Genomic DNA, 17693 nt, shown 5'->3' with positions numbered 1-17693 from the left:
CATAGGAGCGCCCGACTGCACGCCCCTCTCCCCCTCCTTGCCGCCACCCCACTCCGACTGATAAAAGAAAGAGTTATCACCCAGCGACGCCAGGCGATGCCCTGATCCCCTGTCCCGTTGGCTTCCCCTAACCACAAAGAGAAGAGCTATGTCCCTGCCGGTTGAGAAATCCGCGGCCGATGAATTGCGGCGCGAAGTGCTGCGACGGCGCACGTTTGCGATCATTTCCCATCCGGACGCCGGAAAAACCACCTTGACCGAAAAGCTGCTGCTCTATGCCGGCGCGGTGCACCTGGCCGGCGCGGTGCAAGCGCGCTCCAGCCAGCGTCAAGCCAAGTCCGACTGGATGGAATTGGAGCAGGCGCGCGGCATTTCGATTACCTCCACCATGCTGCAGTTCGACTATCAGGGCGCGCGGGTCAACCTGCTCGACACGCCAGGCCACCAGGACTTCAGCGAAGACACATATCGCACACTCATGGCCGTGGACAGCGCCGTCATGGTGCTGGACGGCGCCAAAGGTATCGAGCCGCAGACCAAGAAACTCTTCGCCGTCTGCCGCAAGCGTGGCATCCCGATCCTGACCTTCATCAACAAGATGGACCAGCCGGGACGCCATCCATTCGACCTGCTGGATGAAATCGAGCGAACCCTAGGGATGACGGCGGTGCCCTTCAATTGGCCGATCGGCGAAGGGTCAGGCTTTCAAGGCCTGTACGATTTCCAACACCGCCAGGTGCTGTTCTTCCAGCGTACGGCACACAATCAACGGCGCGCGCCGATGACGGTCGAGGCCTTTCCGAATCCGAAACTGGCGGAAACCCTCGGCGATGCCTACGGGCCCCTGCAGGAAGAGATCGGACTGTTGACGGGGGCAGGCACATCCTTCGATCGCGACCGGTTCCTCGCGGGTGAACTGACGCCGGTCTTCTTCGGCAGCGCGTTGACCAACTTCGGCGTCGGGCCGTTCCTGGATGCCTTTACCAAACTAGCGCCGCCTCCCGGACCGCGCCAGACGGCCCAGGGATTGATACAACCGACCGACGAAGCGTTCTCCGGCTTCGTGTTCAAGATTCAGGCGAACATGGACCCGCAGCATCGCGACCGCATGGCCTTCCTCCGCATCTGCTCCGGCCGCTTCGAAAAAGACATGATGGTCCATCACGCCAGGCTGGGCCGCAAGATCCGGATGACACGCCCCCATCGCCTGTTCGGCCGCGACCGCGAAACGATCGACGAAGCCTACCCCGGCGATGTCGTCGGGTTGGTAAACCCCGGCCTGTTCACGATCGGCGATACCCTGACCTCCGATCCCGCGCTGACCTTCGATCCGATTCCGCACTTTGCGCCGGAATGTTTCGGCCTGTTGCGCACACAGGATATTTCGAAGCACAAGCAGTTTCAGAAGGGGCTCAAGCAGCTGGAAGAAGAAGGGGTCATGCAGATCTTTTATTCACCGGACCACGTGCGCCGCGAACCGGTGCTGGCCGCGGTGGGTGAATTGCAGTTCGACGTCGTGATGTCTCGCCTGGAGAATGAGTATGGGGTAAAGACATCCGTGGAGCGCCTGCCCCATGCGCTGGCCCGCTGGATCGTCGGTGATCCCGCCACGATTTCGGCCGTCTACTGGCCGTCCGACACCATCCGGCTCGTCGACCAGCAAGGCCGCGGCGTCATGTTGTTCACCACCGAACACCTGCTGGCCTATTGCATCAAATCGAACCCGTCGATCAAGTTTCTGTTGAGGGAAGAAGTCGAGCAGACCTCGGCACAATAGCAGGATGCGCAAAAAGGCCGTCCTCCTAGTCCGTCGTTCGTGAAACGTCGTTCGTCTCTCGTCCGCAGAAAAGAGCGTATGGCATAGAGTTCATCGCACATGGCCGGAAATCGAGAGTGGGCGTCCCTGACGAGATACGCTTCACGATTCACAGATGTGCAGAACGCCGCCGGCGGCCGCCCGGTCAGGGCCAAGCCGACGATCGGCAAAATGTGTTATAAGGAGCATCAGTCCACGGGAGTGCCGGCCGACCCTGTGGAATGGTGAACGCGAGCACGATCACACCTCTAGCTGCCCTTAGCGCCTCAGGCTAACTCGGCCTAGGTGCCTTGCCCGCCCCCTGTCATGGTTTCAGGTCCTGCCGCCCTCATGCCCGATCATCGGCATGAAACGGCGAAGCGCACTGACGCCGACGGAATGCGACTCGTGCACTCACTCAATGACTGGTAATTGAACCGACACATGTTTCGAGGAGAAGGACCATGCCGAAGGCAAGAACCGCAAAAAACTGTTACTACTGCGAAGCGGAAGACCGCATCAAGATGACCTTTATGCTCTGCGGCCTCTGCCATCGGCACTTCTGCAGCGCCCATGGCGTGCCCGATCTGGAACAGTGCACGAAGTGTCTGGAGGCCAGCGAAGAAACGGAATAATCCTCACAGGATGCTGAAAAAGTCTGTCAGCCGCGTTCTCGCATCGCTCGGACCCTCAACGTACCCCGAGGGTACGCCTCGGCCCCTCGCTCGCTGCGGCCTTGCTGAGCAGCCTTTTTGAGCATCCTGTGCTCGTGACATCGCTTCTCGAACAACCATTGAGAGAACGACTCGTCAGGCCGTCTTCTTCTTTGGCTTCTTCTTGATGCCCACCATCACGGACACCTTCGCTTGCCGCGACAAGGCTTGATCGATCCGGCTTTTCCCGTTGGTCGTGAGAATGACCAGGCCGTTATGATCCTCGATGCGTTGTAGCAGATGGGCCGCCCCGGCAGCGGTCGAGTGACTGGTGCCCGCCTTGCCCGCCCGGCCCGTGCCGAACAGCGCATCCGCGCCGTCGAAGAAGAGAATCGATCCGCTCCGTTCCGCCTCATCGAACACCCTGTTGATGTTCTTCTCCGTCTCACCGACCTGACGGCTGACCACCGAAGCCAGGTTCACCTTTGCCAGATCCAATTGCAGTTCTTCCGCCACCAACTCCGCCGCCTTGTTCCGGCGAAGCGGAGTGGAACCGGACAGCACCACCACCGCCACGGACGGCCGCTTGGCGCGAGGCGTCTTTGCGCGGCGCGCAGGCGCCGCTTTTTTCGTTCCTGATTTTTTCACCGCCTGCTTCGTGATCTTCTTGGCGACCGCACTCGTCCGGCGCGCCACTTGTTTCCCAGCCATGGTTGCCTTCCTCTCACATCAATATTCAACGAAATCGCACATCCGCCGATGGAGCCTGCCATCATTACCACACTTCAGCCGCTCAGCGCTTCTTGTCGAAGCCGGAATCACGCCACTTTTCCAGCAGGGCGATCCGTCGCTCCAGTTGCGGGATGGTCGCCTGATCGACCCGGCCGCCTGTCCGCTTGATCAACTCCGCATTCAGCTGCCGATGATCCATCCCGCACTTCCGCGCCACCGCCCCGACCAGAGAGCGATGTTTGTCCCGCAAGGTGTTTTTCTGGTCATGCAACGCGACCGCCGGTTCCGGCTGCCCCTTGCCGTCACCCGCCGAATCACCCTCGTCCGCACCGATCAAGGCATCGAGCCTGGCCACGCCGTTGAGGGGAATGTACTCCTTGAGCGAGGTGGCCGCCGTGCCGAAGAGTGTCCGTTGCACCGCCGGCATGATCTCTTCGAGGACGTGATCGCGCTCGACCTTGATGCGCTTGGCATAATGCACCAGCGTGGCATCCTTCGGCAGATAGAGCCAGGCCCGTTGCGGTTTCGGCACCTTATCCTGCATCCGCACAAACCGCCCGACGACCTGGCGGAAATACATCTCGGTCAACACGTTGGTCGCATACACACCGACCCGCAGGCGAGGAATATCGACGCCTTCGCTCACCATATTCACCGCCACCAGCCACTGTTGCTGCTTGTGATGCGCAAAGGTTTCGATGGTCTTCGAGGCGGATGGATCGTCGGACACCGCTACGAGCGCGCGTGTGCCCGTGAGCTTCAGAACCAGGTCCGCCACCTGCCGCGCATGGTCCTGATTCATGGTCACGATCAACCCGCCCGCATCCGCCTGTTCCTGCTTGCGCAACCGCTGCAACTCGGCATGGGCGTCGCTCAAGACCGGGCCCAGCCATGTCTCCTGAAGCAACGCGGTCTTGAGCCGTTCCCGCTGGCGTTCGAAGGTTAACCCGTCTTCGAAGGTGGCCCGATGCTCACGCCCGTCCGACAACCAGGTCAGTTCGCCTTCGTAACTCGGGAACAGAATCGGGCGACAGACCCCGTCACGAATCGAATGCGAATACCCATAGGTGAAATCCGCCTGGCTTTCGCCCTGCTCATATCGCACGAAGGGAATCGGGTTATTATCCGAGCGGAAGGGAGTGCCGGACAGCGCCAGACGAAAGACCGCTTCGCCGAAGGATTCGCGCAGCGCTTTGCCCCAATCCTTACCGTCACCGGCATGGTGCAACTCATCGAGGATGACGAGAGTTTTGCGACTGCGGCAGGCGCGCCGGAACACTTCCGGCGCCAGACAGACTTGCTGATAGGTCACAACCGCGCCGTGATAGTCACGCGCCTCGCAGGCCTGCTCATTCGAGAGCGCCGGATCGAGCTGAATGCCGACCTGCCCCGCCGCGGAAGCCCACTGCGTTCGAAGATGATTCGTCGGGCAGATCACCAGGACACGACTTGCGGCCCGATCGGCGAGATACTGATGGGCGATCCGGAGCGCGAAGCGTGTTTTCCCGGCCGCAGGCGTCGCGGTGACGAGGTAGTCCTCGCGCGGCTGCGCCAACACATCGGCGACCGCCCTCGCCTGCCAGTCCCGCAGCACGGCTTTCCATGGTGCGAGCGTCACCGCCATCTCAACACAGATCCTCTCCGTCGCCGTGACTCATTGGAACTCAGTCTCACCCCAGCGCCATCCCCCTGGATCGCCACCAAATGTCAGACGCCGCCAGTCCCGTTCCGTAATGGCTCGCCGGTGCGAGGCACCACAGAGACTGTCTGCCTGGAACTGATCTGATAATGAGGTGTGACGCACACTCTGCCGGCACACCCTCACGATCGCGAGGCGGCCGGCACGGTATGGGTGAGACGCATCATGTCTGTGCGGGATGGTATCGCAAAACCGGTCAGGCAACAAGGGCCAAGAAGGAAGATGCCGGGCCGAAACGGTGGTGATGGCTCAGCCTGCGCGGGGGGATAGACCGGCCGGACTCGACGGTGGGAACGGTTGACGGAAGACACACTCCGGAGGATCACGCGGTGAGCCGGCCGTGACGTCCGTCAACGGCCGGCCCGCCTCGTTGCTCAATCTCTGAACAATCTCACGGCGACTTTTTGCCCCTTGATGCGCGTCCGCCCCAGGGCCTCGATAATCTGCCGGGCCGCCTCTTCCTGCACATCCACCAGGGAAAATCGTTCCTCGACTTCGATCGCCCCGATCATACGCGACGGCACGCCCGCTTCATTGGCGATGGCACCGACGAGATCGCCAGGCCTGATACCTGCCGCCCGCCCCGCCCCGACATAGACCCGCACGGTTCCGGCTGCCCGACCACCGCGACTCGGACCACCGCGGGGCGCACGCGCGCGATCCCCGGGCTGAGGAGCCGAACCGTACGAAGAACGCGACGGCCGGTAGGGCTCCGGCGCCCTGGTCGAGACTGCCGGGATTTCTTCTTCCGCCCGTTCACCGCCATGGGACCGGTAGACCAGCTTGATGGCCGCCGCCGCGATATCCGCCGGCTCTGCCGACGCCGACAGCGCTTCCACGACACGACGAAAATCTTCGAGCTCGCCGGCCTCCAAGGTTTCTTGAATGGAGGCCTTGGTCCGCTCCAGCCGTTTGGCCAACAGATCACCCAGGGATGGCACAGCAGCGACCGTAATTTTCGCTTTGGTATGCTGTTCGACCGCGCGCAACAACCGCTGTTCACGCGGCTCGATGATAGTCATCGCCGCGCCTTCGCGCCCCGCCCGGCCCGTTCGCCCGATCCGATGGACATAGACTTCCAACGACGAGGGCAGGTCGTAATTAATCACGTGGGAGACGGATGGAATATCCAACCCGCGCGCGGCCACGTCGGTCGCCACGAGGAGTTCGGTTTGTCCTGAGCGAAACGCCTGCATCACGCGATCCCGCTGCACCTGGCTCATGCCGCCATGAATGGCCTCGGCACGATAACCCCGACCGTTCAGCGCCGCCGTCACTTCATCCACTTCCAACCGCGTCCGGCAAAACACGAGTGCCGATTTGGGCGTCGCAATATCCAACACGCGGGCCAGCGCGGACACCTTATGCTGTCGCGCCACCACATAGGCGGTCTGCTGCACGCGCGGCGCGGCGCCTGCCTTCACCGGCTCACGGGCGATCGTCACATCCACCGGATTCTTCAAATGCCGGCGGGCGATGGACGCAATCCGCGGCGGCATTGTCGCCGAGAACAACGCGGTCTGCTTGCTGGCCGGAGTTTGTTCGAGAATGGCATCGAGGTCGTCGGCGAAGCCCATGTCGAGCATTTCGTCCGCCTCATCGAGCACCACCACTTGGAGATCGGCCAGCTTCAAGGTCTTGCGGCGGAGGTGATCCAAGGCCCGGCCCGGCGTCGCCACGATGACTTCAACCCCGCGCCGGAGCGCCTGCAGTTGCGGTCCCATCGCCTGACCGCCGTACAGGGCGAGCACCCCGATCCGCAGCTCCTTCCCGTACCGCTGCACCGCCTCACTCACCTGCACGGCGAGTTCCCTGGTCGGTACCAGCACCAATGCCGTGGGCCGCTGCCGTGGCCCATGGGCGATCCGCTGCAGGAGCGGCAACGCAAACGCCGCTGTCTTTCCGGTTCCCGTGGCGGCCTGCCCCAGCAGGTCGCGTCCCTCCAGAAGCGGAGGGATGGCTTCGCGCTGAATCGGGGTGGGCTCTTCGTAGCCCAAGGCTTCCAGGGTGGTCAACAGCGAGGCTTCTAATCCGAGCGCGGCAAAACCGGGAGAGAATCCCTTGGCCGTCGGCTCTGTCTGCGAATGCGTCGTGGTGTGTTTCATCAGGGGGGGATAAACCTTTCTTGGTAGTACTAGCTGTTCATGCTGGCGGGCCACATGAATTCTAACTCGGGGAATTTCTGTTTGTAGTCGTCGTGACTGGCGTGAATGACTTTCATGGCCTCATCGCGGCCGTAGATGCTCGTGATCTCGACCTTGTGCTGCGTCGATCCCGGCGCGTGCTTGTAGGTCAGAAAATAATGGTGGAGCCGATCCAGGAGTGCCGCCGGACATTCTTTGAGATCGGTAAACGACCCGTAGACGGCGTCGTCCCGCATGACCGCGATGATCTTGTCGTCTGCCTCGCCGCCGTCTGCCATGCTGAATCCGCCGATGGGCCGAGCCGTCAACAGAATATCGCTGTGCGGAATCGTCTTCTCGGTCAACACGCAGATATCGAGCGGATCGCCGTCTCCGATCATGTCCGGCCGGCCCGCCCGCGCGCCGAACAGTTCCGCTACCCGCTCGCCGCAATAGGTTTGCGGAATCAGCCCGTAATAGGACGGGCAGTAGTTGGAAAATCGCTGCGGACGGTCGACCTTGAGAAACCCGCTGGCCTTGTCCACCTCATATTTGACCGTATCGGTCGGCACAATTTCGATATAGGCCGTCACCAAGTCAGGCGCATGGTCGCCCATGGACACTCCGTGCCACGGATGCGCCTTGAACATCAGGCTCATCAGTCGCCGCGCTGCATCGATTTCCTTCTTGCTCATCCTAATTCATTCCCCCTGTGAAGCCCCCGGAACTGACGGTCTGACGATCGTGCGATCCCCGAAGGTCTGGATTGATTCTACGAACCACTGCACTGAACCATGATTGATCGGCGAGAGAAACAGACAGCTTATAACACATCGGGGCCGAATGAAACAGCAGGGAGTCTGTGGTCGGCTCCCGCGCCGACGACAGACCGACTTCGCCATCAAGCCGAACCATCAGGAACTCCCGCCCTGCGGATACACATGACGAGCAGAAACACCTCAGCCGAACGAGAAACTGGACGCCCGGGCGAGACCGTCCCGCACAACATCCATTCGCAATCGGCCATTCGATCCGGCCTTCCAGCCCCGCGCGCAAGTCGCGCCAAACTCTCAAGAATGGTCTCCCGCCCGCCGATAAGGGAAGCAGAGCGGGAAGGCAGAACGACACGCGCGTTCCAATTCCTGCCCATGAGGACCGTCCATGTCCCAATCAGGTCTTAATGATTCCGCGAAAATGCCTCCCCCGGTCGTCCCCTCCGACACCATCGCACAGCCGACAGTTCGTGCCATCATGTCGACACGAGCCGTCACCGTCACCATGGACGATTCCCTCGCTCGAGCGCGAGAGCTCTTCAATGAACATCATTTTCACCACCTGCTGGTCGTCCAGGGCCCTACGCTACTCGGCATCATTTCAGATCGCGACCTGCTAAAGGCTGTGAGTCCACACATCGGGACACTGTCCGAAACCGATCGCGACCGGGCGACGCTCAACAAACGCGCCCATCAAATCATGAGCCGGAAGCTGATCACGGTCGCAGCCGACACGACCGTGGAGGCAGCGGCACAACTGCTGCTTGAGCATCGCGTGTCCTGCCTCCCCGTTGTCACAACGGCGGGACTTCTCGAAGGCATCATCACCTGGCGGGATCTCCTCCACGAATATCTTCGGCATACGCCCGCCGGCGGCTGATCGCGAGGAGATTCCAGTCATGCCACGTTCCACGCGACCACCCACAATGACCGCTTGAATGGCTCACCGCTCAGCCCTCCCGTTCACGCAGAACAAGGCACAACCCTCCGGAGCTCTTCTCGCGCCCCTCAGATGATCAGCAGCAATTTCAGCAGAGAGTGGGCACGGTCATCGGAGGCCTGCAGGCCTGGCAGAGGTGAGCGCTCAAATAAGGGGCTGAAGGAGCAGCCAGCAACGGCAGAACCGCTACTGACTGCCCAGGTATGGCGCCATTCCCGTTCGGGGGCTCGTTGGAACGTTTGAAGTCGGGATTAGAAGGTATGGCGTACACCGAAGAGCAGGCCCATGGTGGACCCGTCACTGTCGGGATGGTTACGCTTCCAGGCCGCTTCCATATTCAACATCAGGCCCTTCGGCGCGCCCTGAACCAGATTGGTCAAGGCATAGTCGATACCGCCGCCGATCCGCCAGGCGAACGTATCTTTCACATCCTTCGTATTGATGTTCACCCCCAGACCGGTGGTGAAGTACGGGATGAAATTACCGAAATGCCCCGGGCGATACTCCAGGTTCACCGGAAGCAGCGTAATGGTATCGACGGAGCCGCTTCGAGGCCCATCGATCCCGTGACTTTCCCACTCCAGCATCATCCCGAGACGGAACCATTTGTTCAGTCCGTACATGCCTTGAAAGTTCAGCGCCGGACCGGCCGTCGACACACCGGCACTTTGCGTGGTGAAGCTCGGCCCTACACGAAAACCTGCCGTGAACTTCCCTTCTTCGGCCATCCCCTCGTGCACCCACTCGGCAGCCTGAGAGAAAGCAGGGGCAAGACTGATCACCAGGGCCAGCACCATGGCCCCACCGAACACATACTGCTCACGATTCCTGCGCATACCGTCCTCCTATGATAATGAAACCATCTTCAAGCGATGCACTCTAGGCAAGTGGCCGTTGCGTTTTCAAGAAAAAGCGTGCGGTTCCGGCGAAACAGAATGGTTCCAATTGTTGTCGCAAACTGAGACGGAATGACCGCTCAAATAGGAGGCGCAGAGAAAACCACTAGTACGTAGTATTGAGCAGTTGTACCGGAACGATCTCCCGCCCTGAGCGAGCAGAAGCGGAGGGCCGGAAGGGAGAGGGCCGAACGAGATCGACCGGCGTGAGGAAGTCACGTCGAGGAGGGCAGCCAGGTGGCGGGGTCTCCGCTCCTGGCTGCCTGAATCCGGCCTCCGAAAATAATCAGAAACGAGACACAGTCAATGCGCGAATAGTCCTCCTAGAACTTCGCAGGGAATTGCGCCGCTAACGCCTGCGCCAGCGCATCGGACACCACGTAGATGTGTTGCTTCATACCCGTCCAGGTCTCCGCCTCATGTATGTAGTCTCCGTCTTTCAACTGCTGAAACTGCGTCAGGTGATGCGCGGCATGGGCCATGAGCAGTCCCATCAACGTATCCTTCGGCAAATTCGGGTTGGCGCCGCTGAGAAACGTCGAAATCTCTGCCGCATTCGCGGTGAGGGCCTTCACGGCCGCCTCCTGCCGGCTCGCCGCCCCTGCCACTGTCGCATCCAGATGATCGCGAATGGCGCCGTAGTGACCGGCCAACAAGGTAAAGAGTTTATCGGACGCGGCCTTGCCGTAAAACGGCTCGATGGACCGCGCAATCTGCTCGGCATTGGCAACCACACCCGCTTCGGCCGCGCTCCGCGCAGACGCATTCTTATCCATCGTCGCGACAGCGACATTGCGAATCGAGAGGATATGGCCCAGCCAGAGATCCCGAAGCACGGCCTTAGTCTCCGCCACCTTGGCCGGGTACGCCGTCGCCGACGGGGACACCGCTGTTGCAGGCGAATCAGCCGAATGGGCACAGGCAATCGGGGATAGAGTCAACATCAACACAGGCAACACTCGAACCAGCTTCTGCATGGCAACTCTCCTTTAGAAAATAGTAATGGCGCGCCGGATCAACCGACACCGGCGGTAGCATCGAGCGGCAAGGATAGAGAACGGGAGCAGTTCTGTAAGTTAGCGGGATAACATTGCGGGGAGAAACGTGGTCTTAGAAGCCGGAATCGCTGAGATTGGCAGGAGACTTTTCGGCGGTACCCAGAAATCCCTCGAGCCCGGCACGATGCAGCAGCAGCCCGTCTTTCCGCGCGTAATTGATCAGGCCCCGGTCGCGCAACTGGTTCAAGAGGGTCGAGACCACTTCCCGGCGCGCGCCGATCATCTGCGCCAGATCGTCCTGCCGGAAATAATGCGTGAGCCGCACCCATTCGCCGTCCGGCTCGCCGAATTCATCGGCCAACCGGCCCAGCGTCCGCACCAGGCGCTCCATGGTGCTGCTGAACGAGAGGGTCTGAATCTGATCGTAGGCCGCCGACAGCTGCTGCGCGACGTTGGAGAGAAACAGCAGGAAGGCTGGACGATTGTTCTGCAGATGAGCCACAAATTCATCGAAGTTCAGTTCGACGATCTCGCTGTCTTCCATCGCCACGGCCTGTTCGCGGCGTTCCCCGGTACAATGGCAGAGCTCGCCGAACACTTCCCCGGCTTGATGCAGGCGCAAAATTAATTCACGGCCATCCTCGGTCAGAGAGGTCAACTTGACGAATCCCCGCCGAAGAAAGAAGACGCTCTGCGCGGAATCGCCGAGGCCGTAGACGAGTTCCCCCTTGCCCACAGAACGGCCGGGTCTGTGCATGAGCTGGTCGCACAGCTTGCCGCGAAAACAGCCAGACAGGGCTACGCATTGACGGTGGTCTGTCATATTCATCGCCGTGTACATCATGTGTCCCTCACTGCTGCGCATTGTACCGGCATCCTGAAGCGCGTGACCAGACCCCCGCAGGGGGCAGCATGACTCTGCTCCATAATCAGGCATGGCACTGCACCTCCTTCCTCGATTATGATGGAGTGAAACAGGTCCGACAGGCAGGCTACCGAGACACTGACCATGCCGACATCCTCCCATCAGCGCCCGACTCGAAGGGGCCGCCCCGGAATTGCCCTCATCGGGATCGTCTGCCTCGCGACCTCATTGATTGCCGCTTCACTTCTCTGGGCAGGATCGCCGTCACAGACCAAGCCGGGCAACGGACCGGCGGATGCTGAGCAAGGCCGGGCCATCTTCAACGGCAAAGGCCTCTGCTCCACCTGCCATGGCATCGACGGCTACAGAGACCGGTTGCCCCCGCAACTGAGCAAGAACATCCGCGACAATGTCGAACATCTCTCGCCTGCGCCACCCGACCTGCGACAGGCGGCCACGCTCACCCTCACCACCGACAAACAACGGTTCGAGGTCATCCGGCACGGGCATCTCCGCACCGCCATGTACCCGCTCTCGAAGGAAGCCCTCTCCGACGAAGAGATTCTTGCGCTGCTCCCCTACCTGGCCTCAATTCGCGGCACGGTGCCGCCACCCGCCGGCCTACCCGAACCCGATACCTCGCTGCGGGGTGATGCCAAAAGCGGACGGCAGCTCTATCATGAACTCGGTGGATGCGCGATCTGCCATGGAATCGAAGGACATTTGAATCGAAGACCGCCGATGTCTGCCGACCTGATCAAACGGCTTGACGCGCTTCCGGCGCCGCCCGCGAACCTCCGGGATTCCGCCACGCTGAAATCGCAGAACGACGAGGACCGCTACCGCTCAATCAAGCGCGGCCACCCTGGCACAGCCATGTATCCAAAGACACTCCTCCGGGACGAAGATATCCGCGACCTCGTCGCGTACCTCGCCACCCTTCGTGAAACAGGCCGGTAGTTCCCCTTCCTTGCATCGCGCCGATGTAGAGGGGACGGGACTGGGCCTGGCTATTCCCTCGTCAATTTAACTCGCGCGAATCGCGGGATATGAAGATGGAATACCAGAAGAGAAGCGCCCACGAGAAGATAGGGTAGAGACCGGCTCGCGGAGGCAGCGACCGCATTGGATATAAACGGAACGGCGGCCACCACCTCCATGCCTGGACAGCTGCGATGCACGGTGAGATCAGCTGGGACCGGGAGGATCTTCGCGATCTTCTCCGGTGAGCAATTCGGCTTCTTGCACTTCGAGTCCCTGCAGATCGGTCAGAATGCTCTGCAACACCTGCCGGCGTTGCTGCAGCCCCTTCTTCGGAATATCTCGCGTCTGCGGTTCCTGGGCTGATTCGGGCAGATTCACCAGCGCTTCGGCTTCCCCCACCGTGGCGTACTTATACGATTCCACGTACTTATGGTTCTCGCCATATATTTTCATGAGGATGTCTTCCGTTTCCGCATCGAACCGCTCGAACGTGGGGTTCACGGCCGTATGGTGGGCGAGGCCTTCGAGCTTTTCGATCTGGGCCTTCAGGTCATCACTCCGCGTCTGCGCACGATACATGGAATTGACTTCAGTCATGACGTCTCCTCCCGGTTTGATTCTTTTGTACCTCCCTTCGAGCAGGTCGGCAGCTAGGCATTCCCCTGGACGGTCACCGGGGCTCGCATCAACCTGGAACGAGGCTTCGGTCTTACCGCAACGACCGTCGCTCCAGTTGCGCGACCAGATACCCCACGATGGCGACATTGAAAAGGAGCATGGTCACATGCACGACCGAGATCTGCCTCAGCACGTCGTAGAATTCGACGGGCAGAAATACACTGGTGGAGATGACGGCCATGTATCCGGCCCACGACGCTTCGAGCCACAGGCCGCAGCCTTCGATGAGCAAAAAGACGGAGTAGAGCAGGCTGGCATAGGCCATCAAAAAGACGCTGTGGGATGACAAGGCGGAGACCGTGAGCAGAAGGGAGTGGACCAGGCGGGAATGGCCGTGGAGATGCAAGAGATCCATAGCCGGAGCCAGGAACGTGGCGATCTCAGGATCTACCAATCGGAGCAGAGCGGCGCCGACCAGCAACAGCACCACGCCCTTGAGCAGTTTGAATACTGCGATCAACGCCAAGCCGCCTCGGGGCGAGGGCGGCGTCATGAATGGCATCATGTCTTGCCCGGCCATCCTGGCTCAATCGGATCGTTCTGCATCATCGTTATGCGAACCTCAACAGACTCTTGATCATCGAACCGGCCGCGCCTAGGCTAGGCCCATCACCCATTGACGAAAGGTCTGACCGTCATGAACGAACAGCAGGCCACCCGCCTGGCCCAGGCCTGGATCGACGCCTGGAACCGGCACGATCCGGACGCCATCCTGAGACACTATGCGCCGGATGTGGAGTTTACCAGTCCGTTTGTATCCGCGCTATCCGGGGAAGCGTCCGGCACCATCTGCGGCCGAGAAGCATTGAGCGCCTATTTTCGGAAGGGGCTCCAAGCCTACCCGGACCTGCACTTCGAGCTGATCCGCACCCTGATCGGCGTTGACAGTCTGTTACTGTATTATCGGAGCGTCACGGGATTGCTGGCTGCGGAGATGATGATCATCAATGGAGAGGGTCAGATTCACACGGTGCGCGTCCACTACGTCAAGGAATAATCGGGACTGGATGGAAAAGGAAACGCCACGATCGCGTTGTCGGAACGGGACACATGATTTCCGGCCTCGCAGCCTGATCCGTCCTCAGTGTTTCGCCGCGTCAACCGGAATACCGAGACGGATCTGCCGGATGATCTCGTTCGGCGGGAGAGCCGCGTCGATCACCAGGGCATCGGCCGGCTCTTCAAGGACGGCAAACTGACTGGCCAACAATTCCCGGGGCATGAAATGATCCCGGCGGTGGATCAGGCGTTGATGGAATAAATCGAAGCTACCTTTCAGGTAGACCAGTCGCAAATGTGCGCGACAGCCCTCCTCCACGATCGCGCGGTAACTCGCCTTCAAGACGGAACAGGCAAGCACCGCCGGCTGGTTCCGACTGATCCGATCGACGATCGCAGCATGCATCCGCTCCAGCCAGGGCTGACGATCAACATCCGTCAGCGCATGGCCATTCCGCATCTTCTCGAGATTCGCTGCCGGATGGAAGTCATCGCCGTCGGAAAACTGCCAGCCCAATTCGTCCGCCAAGCGACGGCCGATCGTCGTCTTCCCCGCTCCCGATACGCCCATGACCAGAATGACCACAACCCTCCACTTCGTTCGACCTGCGGCTGGACGAGATAGGCGCTGTTCCACCCGCCGGGGCCAACCGTCAAGCAAGCCGCCGGTCCGTTGTAGCCGCGGCAAGGTAGCCCACAATCAACCGGGCGTCCCCGATCGGATCACTCGTAAAGGGCGCGTCATGCCGCTTGGTTACGGCGGTGGTCAATCGCTCCGCCGCCTGTTGGACAGGCGATGGGAAGGCCTCCTGCTGCTGAATCCGGCGCAAATGCTCCAGGGCATCACCGTGCCGGAGTGAGCGGCCAGAGCGCGCCCACCAGGCTGCGGCGGCCAGCGCCACAGCCCGCCGCGCGCAGACCCGCGCCTTGCCTGCATTGCCTTGTGTCCACGCAACTTCAGCGGCGGCGAGTTCTCGATCGATCATCGTTGCCTCAGACATGAATGGGTACGCTACGTGGCCGCCGACTGAGCTGTCAATCAGGGCCACATCGGCAGGAACTCAGCTCGATACCGGGGACTCATCGGACGAGTATGCAGAACAGTGAACAGGACCGAATAACTTCGAGACAGTAATAATTCCAGAGCCTTTCAGGAAAACCCCTATTCCAGCCTATGCATCAGCCAGGCATAGTGCACGGGCCATTTCATAGACTCCAGAGGTACGGCCGCGTGGCAAGTCAGTCTCTACACAGATCCAGCAGATATCGATTCCACGATTCGGTGCGCAAAGACCGCAAGTTCCTGATCGTGGCACTGGCCTCAGCCCTCGTCTTGGCGGCCATCCTTTCAAGACTGGTGCTCGACTTCCCCCACGCTTTCCCCAAATAGTCGCCACGCCGGATCTTTTTCGCTATCATGAGCCAGCCAGGCGAAGGACCTTCCCTGGGCACGGAGACCCCGGCGTCACACCACATGATCTGGATTGTCTACATCCTGGAGTGTATCGACGGCAGTCTCTACACCGGGATCACGAATGATTTGGAACGGCGCATGAAGGCGCATGCGACCGGGAAGGGGGCAAAATACACGAAACGCCGCGGACCGTTCACGGTCCGGTATATCGAATCACTCGACAGCAAGGGAGCCGCCTTACAACGCGAAGCCGCCATCAAGTCACTGGATCGGGCCACGAAAATGGCCCTCATTGCATCCCTACCGTGATGAAGCGAGGCGGCCAACTCTGACCGGTCCGCCCACTTCAGGTCGCCGGATTCGGCGGAATCGGTAGGCGCCCTTCGTCCATATCAATCAAATCAAAGAGGGTATAAGCAGTGATATCCAAGCTGGCTGCGAGAGCAGGGAGGCTCGCCATCAAAAATTTAGCCACGCGAGGATCCGGACGAAAAGCAGCCGCCTTCTCTGACCATGCCTGTTTCTCGGCATCTGAATGGTTTGCCGCATGTTGATCGACCCACGCCAAGACGAGTTCGTCTGTTGGCGATGACAATATTGCGCCTTGCAGCGCGTCGGCAGCGAGTCCGGTGAATTTCAGGAACCTGCCATCAAGGGTAAGCCCTGGCTTCAATAAATTCCGCACATAGTCCGATGGCAACGCGCCCAACGCATGGAGCCGCACCTTATCGATAAGCCGAGGGAGGATGACGTAACCCCCAAGCCCCTCACGCGGTGATCGCAATGGGAGTACCATCCCTGCAGACACCGTGCCCCTGCTCACGCCTTCTTTGCCACCTTCTTCTTGGGCATGGGTGCGGACTTAGCCGCCGGCTTTGGCTTGGTTGCGGTCTTTTTCTTTGAGGCTCCGCCCAGCACAATCACCGGCTTCTCGGGCGAGAAGGCTTCTTCAATGCGGCTCTTTCCGTTACTCGTCAGGATGACAAGGCCCTGGTGGTCTTCGATGCACTGAATCAGATGGGATACCTCGGCATTTACGTACCGATCGTGCGCGCCATGCACCTGGGTGCGCTTGCCAAAGAGCGCGTCGGCCTCATCGAAAAAAAGAATCGACCCATGGCGGTTTGCCATGTCGAACACGCGATTGACATTTTTTTCAGTTTCGCCGGCGTGTTTGCTCACCACCGCCGACAAATCCACGCTGGCCAGGTCCAATTGCAGTTCTTCGGCCAATACCTCCGCGGCCTTCTGCCGGCGAAGCGGCGTGGCTCCGGACAGCACGATCACCGCACCGGACGGCTCCTGCACACGAGCCTTCTTGGGTTTTCTCGCAGGCGCCTTCTTGTTCTGCTGCGGAGCCTTCTTGCGTGGCCGAGTCACCGTTGCACCTGCCATGTCCTTCGTCCCTTTCCGATTCTAGTATGACCCACGTGGCCTCCTCTTATGAGGAGCAGGCGCTGAGTATAACCGGTTCTCATTCCTGTCGCTGAATTTCTTCTTACTCCTCCGGAAGGCAGATCAATCGCGAAGCGTCGAGCGTGAAGCGTCACACGTAAGACGTGAAACGTATCTCGCGGGGAATAAGAGCGTATCGCTGATAGCCCTCTCTTTTCTGTCTGGGGCCTGCCTGCTCGGTGTCTCACTGCGCGCGTCCAACGAGGGCCTTCTAAGGCCGCGCGTTGCGCGAGCAAAAGACACTGAGCAGGCAGGCCCCTCTCCTATGTCTCCATCATCTCCAACCGCGCATCAAACTCATGGCCACAGGCGGTGCAGCGAATACAGTCGGAATCGACCGTGAGTTCATCCGCCCTGATCCCCATGCCGCCGCAATCCGGGCATCGGGAAAGATGCACCTTCTGGTCATCGACCGTTTCGTATTGCACACCGTGCAGACAGTAGACCGGTTTCCCGTCCAACTGCCAGGGCTGTCCGGCATTGTCGCGTACCGGCATGACGATATAGTGCTGCCGCACGTAATCTTCCATCGCCTGCTGGCTCGTAAATCCGTCCCGTATCAGTTTGCCGCTCACGGCTTCGTGGAGCGACTGTCCTTGAACGATTGCTTTCGTCGGGCCCATATCCCGCCTCCTTTTGCCTGGGATGTTGAAAAAGCCCGCCAGCTGCGTTCTCGCATCGCTCGGACC

At 60.4% G+C, this 17693-nt stretch carries 20 protein-coding genes; 6 read left to right on the top strand and 14 right to left on the bottom strand.

All coding sequences use genetic code 11. From position 1 onward, the window contains the following. Positions 1–148 precede the first annotated feature (148 nt). Positions 149–1777: a peptide chain release factor 3 gene (locus tag NSND_RS16980; protein WP_080880123.1), complete on the top strand. Its 1629-nt coding sequence runs from the start codon at positions 149–151 to the stop codon at positions 1775–1777. Between the two features lie 482 nt (positions 1778–2259). Beyond that, positions 2260–2430 (top strand): hypothetical protein, encoded by a 171-nt coding sequence (locus tag NSND_RS21360; RefSeq protein WP_013250136.1) that lies wholly within the window; start codon positions 2260–2262, stop codon positions 2428–2430. A gap of 174 nt (positions 2431–2604) precedes the next feature. Here the strand turns inward: NSND_RS21360 and NSND_RS16975 are convergent, their stop codons facing one another. From NSND_RS16975 to NSND_RS16960, 4 genes are all read right to left on the bottom strand, one after another. Next, positions 2605–3159 (bottom strand): AAA family ATPase, encoded by a 555-nt coding sequence (locus tag NSND_RS16975; protein WP_080880122.1) that lies wholly within the window; start codon positions 3157–3159, stop codon positions 2605–2607. 82 nt (positions 3160–3241) lie between these two features. Next, positions 3242–4804 (bottom strand): DEAD/DEAH box helicase, encoded by a 1563-nt coding sequence (locus tag NSND_RS16970; RefSeq protein ID WP_080880121.1) that lies wholly within the window; start codon positions 4802–4804, stop codon positions 3242–3244. Between the two features lie 449 nt (positions 4805–5253). Continuing rightward, positions 5254–6984 carry a DEAD/DEAH box helicase gene (locus tag NSND_RS16965; RefSeq protein ID WP_080880120.1) on the bottom strand — a complete coding sequence of 577 codons (1731 nt, stop codon included), beginning with the start codon at positions 6982–6984 and terminating at the stop codon, positions 5254–5256. 29 nt (positions 6985–7013) lie between these two features. After that, on the bottom strand, positions 7014–7697 hold the full coding sequence (locus NSND_RS16960; RefSeq protein WP_080880119.1) for an inorganic pyrophosphatase: 684 nt from the start codon (positions 7695–7697) through the stop codon (positions 7014–7016). 556 nt (positions 7698–8253) lie between these two features. Here NSND_RS16960 and NSND_RS16950 point away from each other — a divergent pair. Beyond that, positions 8254–8655 (top strand): CBS domain-containing protein, encoded by a 402-nt coding sequence (locus tag NSND_RS16950; protein ID WP_235000288.1) that lies wholly within the window; start codon positions 8254–8256, stop codon positions 8653–8655. Between the two features lie 311 nt (positions 8656–8966). Here NSND_RS16950 and NSND_RS16945 read toward each other — a convergent pair whose 3' ends face one another. The 3 genes from NSND_RS16945 to NSND_RS16935 form a co-directional block, all read right to left on the bottom strand. Beyond that, a complete protein-coding gene (locus NSND_RS16945) occupies positions 8967–9551 on the bottom strand; it encodes an outer membrane beta-barrel protein (protein WP_080880116.1) in 585 nt (194 codons plus the stop codon). 383 nt (positions 9552–9934) lie between these two features. After that, positions 9935–10588: a hypothetical protein gene (locus tag NSND_RS16940; RefSeq protein WP_080880115.1), complete on the bottom strand. Its 654-nt coding sequence runs from the start codon at positions 10586–10588 to the stop codon at positions 9935–9937. 133 nt (positions 10589–10721) lie between these two features. After that, on the bottom strand, positions 10722–11453 hold the full coding sequence (locus NSND_RS16935; RefSeq protein ID WP_159450849.1) for a Crp/Fnr family transcriptional regulator: 732 nt from the start codon (positions 11451–11453) through the stop codon (positions 10722–10724). Positions 11454–11618: 165 nt separating this feature from the next. Between NSND_RS16935 and NSND_RS16930 the strand changes: the two genes are divergently transcribed. After that, the gene (locus NSND_RS16930; protein ID WP_080880113.1) at positions 11619–12434 is read left to right on the top strand and encodes a c-type cytochrome; all 816 of its coding nucleotides are present in this window, start codon (positions 11619–11621) and stop codon (positions 12432–12434) included. 228 nt (positions 12435–12662) lie between these two features. Here NSND_RS16930 and NSND_RS16925 read toward each other — a convergent pair whose 3' ends face one another. Continuing rightward, positions 12663–13055, bottom strand: coding sequence for a hypothetical protein (locus tag NSND_RS16925; RefSeq protein ID WP_080880112.1), 393 nt, complete (start codon positions 13053–13055; stop codon positions 12663–12665). Positions 13056–13167: 112 nt separating this feature from the next. Then, positions 13168–13641, bottom strand: coding sequence for a DUF2127 domain-containing protein (locus NSND_RS16920; RefSeq protein WP_159450848.1), 474 nt, complete (start codon positions 13639–13641; stop codon positions 13168–13170). A gap of 132 nt (positions 13642–13773) precedes the next feature. On the opposite strand from NSND_RS16920, the gene NSND_RS16915 reads away from it, so the two are divergent. Next, positions 13774–14133 carry a nuclear transport factor 2 family protein gene (locus tag NSND_RS16915; protein WP_080880110.1) on the top strand — a complete coding sequence of 120 codons (360 nt, stop codon included), beginning with the start codon at positions 13774–13776 and terminating at the stop codon, positions 14131–14133. A gap of 84 nt (positions 14134–14217) precedes the next feature. Here the strand turns inward: NSND_RS16915 and NSND_RS16910 are convergent, their stop codons facing one another. Next, positions 14218–14721, bottom strand: coding sequence for a gluconokinase (locus tag NSND_RS16910; RefSeq protein WP_080880109.1), 504 nt, complete (start codon positions 14719–14721; stop codon positions 14218–14220). 67 nt (positions 14722–14788) lie between these two features. Beyond that, positions 14789–15121 carry a hypothetical protein gene (locus NSND_RS16905; protein ID WP_080880108.1) on the bottom strand — a complete coding sequence of 111 codons (333 nt, stop codon included), beginning with the start codon at positions 15119–15121 and terminating at the stop codon, positions 14789–14791. 431 nt (positions 15122–15552) lie between these two features. On the opposite strand from NSND_RS16905, the gene NSND_RS16895 reads away from it, so the two are divergent. Next, the gene (locus NSND_RS16895) at positions 15553–15858 is read left to right on the top strand and encodes a GIY-YIG nuclease family protein (protein ID WP_235000287.1); all 306 of its coding nucleotides are present in this window, start codon (positions 15553–15555) and stop codon (positions 15856–15858) included. Between the two features lie 37 nt (positions 15859–15895). Here the strand turns inward: NSND_RS16895 and NSND_RS16890 are convergent, their stop codons facing one another. From NSND_RS16890 to NSND_RS16880, 3 genes are all read right to left on the bottom strand, one after another. Then, a complete protein-coding gene (locus tag NSND_RS16890) occupies positions 15896–16345 on the bottom strand; it encodes a DUF5069 domain-containing protein (RefSeq protein WP_080880105.1) in 450 nt (149 codons plus the stop codon). A gap of 23 nt (positions 16346–16368) precedes the next feature. Next, positions 16369–16944 (bottom strand): AAA family ATPase, encoded by a 576-nt coding sequence (locus NSND_RS16885; RefSeq protein ID WP_080880104.1) that lies wholly within the window; start codon positions 16942–16944, stop codon positions 16369–16371. Between the two features lie 323 nt (positions 16945–17267). Next, positions 17268–17627 carry a hypothetical protein gene (locus tag NSND_RS16880; protein WP_080880103.1) on the bottom strand — a complete coding sequence of 120 codons (360 nt, stop codon included), beginning with the start codon at positions 17625–17627 and terminating at the stop codon, positions 17268–17270. Between the last annotated feature and the right edge of the window lie 66 nt (positions 17628–17693).

The organism is Nitrospira sp. ND1 (assembly GCF_900170025.1).
Taxonomy (GTDB): Bacteria; Nitrospirota; Nitrospiria; order Nitrospirales; family Nitrospiraceae; genus Nitrospira_A.
Note: the sequence above shows the minus strand (reverse complement) of the source record. Positions and strands in the feature narration are given on the sequence as shown.

Bases quoted from the DNA above. Each gene is read 5' to 3' on its own strand.
- NSND_RS16980 (WP_080880123.1), top strand. From the start codon at position 149: ATGTCCCTGCCGGTTGAGAAATCCGCGGCCGATGAATTGCGGCGCGAA.
- NSND_RS21360 (WP_013250136.1), top strand. From the start codon at position 2,260: ATGCCGAAGGCAAGAACCGCAAAAAACTGTTACTACTGCGAAGCGGAA.
- NSND_RS16975 (WP_080880122.1), bottom strand. From the start codon at position 3,159: ATGGCTGGGAAACAAGTGGCGCGCCGGACGAGTGCGGTCGCCAAGAAG.
- NSND_RS16970 (WP_080880121.1), bottom strand. From the start codon at position 4,804: ATGGCGGTGACGCTCGCACCATGGAAAGCCGTGCTGCGGGACTGGCAG.
- NSND_RS16965 (WP_080880120.1), bottom strand. From the start codon at position 6,984: ATGAAACACACCACGACGCATTCGCAGACAGAGCCGACGGCCAAGGGA.
- NSND_RS16960 (WP_080880119.1), bottom strand. From the start codon at position 7,697: ATGAGCAAGAAGGAAATCGATGCAGCGCGGCGACTGATGAGCCTGATG.
- NSND_RS16950 (WP_235000288.1), top strand. From the start codon at position 8,254: ATGTCGACACGAGCCGTCACCGTCACCATGGACGATTCCCTCGCTCGA.
- NSND_RS16945 (WP_080880116.1), bottom strand. From the start codon at position 9,551: ATGCGCAGGAATCGTGAGCAGTATGTGTTCGGTGGGGCCATGGTGCTG.
- NSND_RS16940 (WP_080880115.1), bottom strand. From the start codon at position 10,588: ATGCAGAAGCTGGTTCGAGTGTTGCCTGTGTTGATGTTGACTCTATCC.
- NSND_RS16935 (WP_159450849.1), bottom strand. From the start codon at position 11,453: ATGATGTACACGGCGATGAATATGACAGACCACCGTCAATGCGTAGCC.
- NSND_RS16930 (WP_080880113.1), top strand. From the start codon at position 11,619: ATGCCGACATCCTCCCATCAGCGCCCGACTCGAAGGGGCCGCCCCGGA.
- NSND_RS16925 (WP_080880112.1), bottom strand. From the start codon at position 13,055: ATGACTGAAGTCAATTCCATGTATCGTGCGCAGACGCGGAGTGATGAC.
- NSND_RS16920 (WP_159450848.1), bottom strand. From the start codon at position 13,641: ATGATGCCATTCATGACGCCGCCCTCGCCCCGAGGCGGCTTGGCGTTG.
- NSND_RS16915 (WP_080880110.1), top strand. From the start codon at position 13,774: ATGAACGAACAGCAGGCCACCCGCCTGGCCCAGGCCTGGATCGACGCC.
- NSND_RS16905 (WP_080880108.1), bottom strand. From the start codon at position 15,121: ATGATCGATCGAGAACTCGCCGCCGCTGAAGTTGCGTGGACACAAGGC.
- NSND_RS16895 (WP_235000287.1), top strand. From the start codon at position 15,553: ATGAGCCAGCCAGGCGAAGGACCTTCCCTGGGCACGGAGACCCCGGCG.
- NSND_RS16890 (WP_080880105.1), bottom strand. From the start codon at position 16,345: ATGGTACTCCCATTGCGATCACCGCGTGAGGGGCTTGGGGGTTACGTC.
- NSND_RS16885 (WP_080880104.1), bottom strand. From the start codon at position 16,944: ATGGCAGGTGCAACGGTGACTCGGCCACGCAAGAAGGCTCCGCAGCAG.
- NSND_RS16880 (WP_080880103.1), bottom strand. From the start codon at position 17,627: ATGGGCCCGACGAAAGCAATCGTTCAAGGACAGTCGCTCCACGAAGCC.